The 3,258-nt window shown below is 54.0% G+C and carries 4 protein-coding genes and 1 pseudogene; 3 read left to right on the forward strand and 2 right to left on the reverse strand.

The features are described from left to right. Positions 1–89: 89 nt before the first annotated feature. Positions 90–530, reverse strand: a complete 441-nt coding sequence (locus EKH80_RS23595; protein ID WP_126687246.1) for a response regulator — start codon at positions 528–530, stop codon at positions 90–92. Positions 531–700: 170 nt separating this feature from the next. On the opposite strand from EKH80_RS23595, the gene EKH80_RS23600 reads away from it, so the two are divergent. The 3 genes from EKH80_RS23600 to EKH80_RS23615 all read left to right on the forward strand — a co-directional run bounded on the left by EKH80_RS23600 (position 701) and on the right by EKH80_RS23615 (position 2,930). Continuing rightward, on the forward strand, positions 701–934 hold the full coding sequence (locus tag EKH80_RS23600; protein WP_126687247.1) for a helix-turn-helix domain-containing protein: 234 nt from the start codon (positions 701–703) through the stop codon (positions 932–934). Positions 935–1,248: 314 nt separating this feature from the next. Beyond that, positions 1,249–2,511 (forward strand): abortive infection family protein, encoded by a 1,263-nt coding sequence (locus EKH80_RS23610; RefSeq protein WP_126687248.1) that lies wholly within the window; start codon positions 1,249–1,251, stop codon positions 2,509–2,511. A 2-nt stretch (positions 2,512–2,513) separates the two neighbouring features. Next, on the forward strand, positions 2,514–2,930 hold the full coding sequence (locus EKH80_RS23615) for a hypothetical protein (RefSeq protein WP_196240434.1): 417 nt from the start codon (positions 2,514–2,516) through the stop codon (positions 2,928–2,930). Here EKH80_RS23615 and EKH80_RS23620 read toward each other — a convergent pair. Further along, a pseudogene (locus EKH80_RS23620) lies at positions 2,923–3,159 on the reverse strand (integrase core domain-containing protein); the annotation flags it as partial. The gene EKH80_RS23615 and the pseudogene EKH80_RS23620 sit on opposite strands and share 8 nt — an antisense overlap. Positions 3,160–3,258 lie beyond the last annotated feature (99 nt).

A 3,258-nucleotide genomic window follows, 5' to 3' on the forward strand; every position in this document is an offset into this window, starting at 1 on the left:
ACGCGGTTCATCGGCATGGCGGCACCTCCGCTTGAGGGATGCCGCCATGCTCGCCCTACCTCTGCTCACCTACTGAGACTCGACGCTAATCAAGCGGGACGTAGGGGGGTGTGCAGGACACTATCCAGGCGGTTATCCAAGGCGCGACGCCAGTGTTCGCCGCTTTGCCCCACGACGGCGACGAGGGGAATGTGGGTGCGTCTTGCAAGATTGGCTACCGCGAAACGCAGCACGGCTTGGTAGACGGCTTCGTCCGGCCCCTCCAGGGCCATCAGGATCACGTCAGGCACCTGCAAAGCTATGGCATTCAAGGCCGCCAGGCTGTCAGGCACGGGGAGCGGGTCCAGGCGAAGTGCCTTGAGTTCGCGGATCAAAACGCTACGCGTTTCAGAATCATTCGCCACCACCAGGATGCGCACCGATGCCTGTGGGCGCACGTGGTACGACGCGGGAGGCTCTCTCACGGCCAACGGCTTAAACCGCTCCGCTTTGCGGGAAGCGTAAGAGATGAGGTTGGGAGATGCGTTCATCACGAATACTCCAGGTTGTCACGTCGTACGTTGCGCACGGCGTGAGGGGCATAGGGCCAAACTGCGCTTCGTCATCAGAGCATGTCATGAAACTTTAAAGTAGTCTACCTAAAAGAGGTCTACTTATAAACATGTAGAGCCAAAAGGGGACTACTCATAGGGTGTCGGCTATGACCGAACACTTGCTCCGCAACCTCGGAAAGACGCTCAGAGCGAGGCGTGAAGCTTCTGGCTACAGCCAAGAGAGCTATGCGGATGCCATAGGCATGCACCGCACCTACTACAGCGCCGTAGAGAGAGGGGAAAAGAACCTCCAGCTCGACACACTTCAGCGGATATGTGCTGGACTGAAGTGCAAGATGTGGGAGGTTTTGAAAGATGCAGAGGCGAAAACTCACGGATGAGGGTGCGCAGGCGTCTAAGGACGTTGGAGGGAGGGTTGATGGTGCGAGGGCGGAGCACGAGCTTATGAGCATGTGATCAGCGGGAAGCCAGCTTTGGAGTGGGTGATAGGGCGTTAGTGTGTAAAAGCGGACAAGGACAGCGGGATCGCCAACGATGCCAACAACTTGGCGGTTAAGACGATGAAGAACCCGCGTTCTCCATTGGAACTCTTCCTCCGCGTAGTGACGGTTAGCCTTGAAACCATGAAGATCGTGCGTGCGTTGCCTAAGCTCGACATCTGAATGCAAATGATCTAAGGGTGACCGGGGGAGCCATGGATGATAAGCAGCTGGAAACGACGTTGGCCACAGTGCACGCTCTGTTGCAAGCAGAAGGCGTGGACGACGCGGCACATCTGGTTCGGACATATCCCGCTCGGGTGGATTTGACTGGGCACGACAACTGGAATGGTGGAACGGATCTTTGGCAAGTCAGCTTCGAGGTGCCAGCGGCCGAATTCGCTCGGCTGAATGCGCGCCGTGAGCAATTGGAAACGCAGATTACAACTCGCCTCAAAACTGTTCTTGAAGAAGAAACAGGGGATTGGTATTCCGCGAAGATTATCCCGGCCAAGGAATTGCGGAAAGAGTGGAGAAGCGAGGCATCTAATTTACCAAGGCAAATTCGGCTCAATGTTCTTGATGGGATGAAGCTCGAAAATGTCGCGTGGTATGGAAAGTTAGATGACGTCGAGTTTTTGAGCCGGCTGTATGAATTGAACCAGCTGCCTTCATTTGACGATCGATTCAAGGATGCCGCAGGTGATATCTGGCAGCACTGCGTGAATAATGAAGATTGGGATCGTGATTGGGTCTATACCGATCGTCGATTTCAATTAGAGGACGGGCCGGCCGACATTTTTCTTAGGTTCTTGTGCGAAATTGTTCATCCGATTGTTCGTCCGGACCGGGATGAGGCTATCAAACTCGTTTCGCATTTCAATGATCAACTTCGACCCGTTGGCTGGGAAATCGTTGAGGTCGAACGCATCGCGGGCCGCCCCCGATTTGCTTACCAGTCTTTGTCCAATAGCGGGCAGCGTGTGGTATCGCGCGCTCGAACAGTAGCTGAGGCATTGGACACAGGTGCGATGGCCAAAGCCATCGAACGCTTGGAGCGTGCCATTGAAACAGATCCTGATCTGGCGATCGGCACCGCAAAGGAGCTCGTCGAGTCGTGTTGCAAGACAATCTTGGCTAAGCGCGGGGTAGAGATAGGTAAGAGTGATGATTTGGGTGATTTGACCAAAAAACTCTCGAAGGAGCTTCGTCTAGTTCCAGAAGGTGTCACAGATGCAACGAGGGGTGCGGAGAATATTCGAAATATTCTGCGAAATCTCACCCAATTGACCAACCACCTTGCTCAGCTCAGGGGCCTTTATGGCACCGGACATGGAAGAGACGGAATGCACAGAGGTCTGCAACCTCGCCATGCTCGTTTAGCGGTGGCGTCCGCTGTCGCGTTCATCGACTTCGTCGCAGAGACCTATAAACACCGCGAGCAAGAAGGGCAGGCGAAGATCCCTGGGGGCAAATAACCATGGCCGCAGCAAAATTGGTGACCATGCCGGCAAATGGTGAGCGACTAATTCATCAGGCAATCGCCGAGCTTGGATGGGGTGCAGACCCGGCTACGGTTGCAAGGTTTGTGAAACGGCTGGAAAGAGGATTACCAGCCGAAGATGAGTTCTCTGTGATTTGCGGTTGGCTCGGGAAGTGTCGTTTACTACATAAGCTCGACCAGCAACAGACTCCGGTTGGCTCGCTTCAAGACCTTCAAGTTCCCGACCTATTGGCGAGATTCACCACTCAGGTGAATGATCGCCCGGTTCTCATCGAAGTGAAATCAAAGGGCGATAACGTTCTTTCGTTCAAGCCAGACTATTTAGAGCGTCTTTCCAATTACGCAAATTTAGTTGGAATGGACTGGTCCCGTTTCCACGGACAGTTTAATTAGTCACCTCAGCCATTCTCTCGAAAGCTTCGGGTGAGCGGTAGCCCAGGCTGCTATGTAGTCGTTGTCGGTTATAGAAGCTCTCGATGTATTCGAAGATTGCAGCTCTGGCCGCATCACGATCCTCGAAGCGTTCGTGGTGTATCAGCTCCTGCTTGAGCGAGCTGAAGAAGCTTTCCATTACCGCATTGTCGTAAGGCATGCCCTTGCGACTCATGCTGGCCACAAGCCCCGCATGTAATGACCCAGTGATTTTCTGCTCAGGTGTAATCTTCACTTAGGAGACACCGATGAGCACGACGATGGACGAAGAGATTAAACGCTGGACAGC

The sequence above is a fragment of the Dyella choica genome, from assembly GCF_003977665.1.
Lineage (GTDB): Bacteria > Pseudomonadota > Gammaproteobacteria > Xanthomonadales > Rhodanobacteraceae > Dyella_B > Dyella_B choica.

Excerpts from the sequence above, each read along its gene's own strand:
- EKH80_RS23595 (WP_126687246.1), bottom strand. The coding sequence starts at position 530 with ATGAACGCATCTCCCAACCTCATCTCTTACGCTTCCCGCAAAGCGGAG.
- EKH80_RS23600 (WP_126687247.1), top strand. The coding sequence starts at position 701 with ATGACCGAACACTTGCTCCGCAACCTCGGAAAGACGCTCAGAGCGAGG.
- EKH80_RS23610 (WP_126687248.1), top strand. The coding sequence starts at position 1,249 with ATGGATGATAAGCAGCTGGAAACGACGTTGGCCACAGTGCACGCTCTG.
- EKH80_RS23615 (WP_196240434.1), top strand. The coding sequence starts at position 2,514 with ATGGCCGCAGCAAAATTGGTGACCATGCCGGCAAATGGTGAGCGACTA.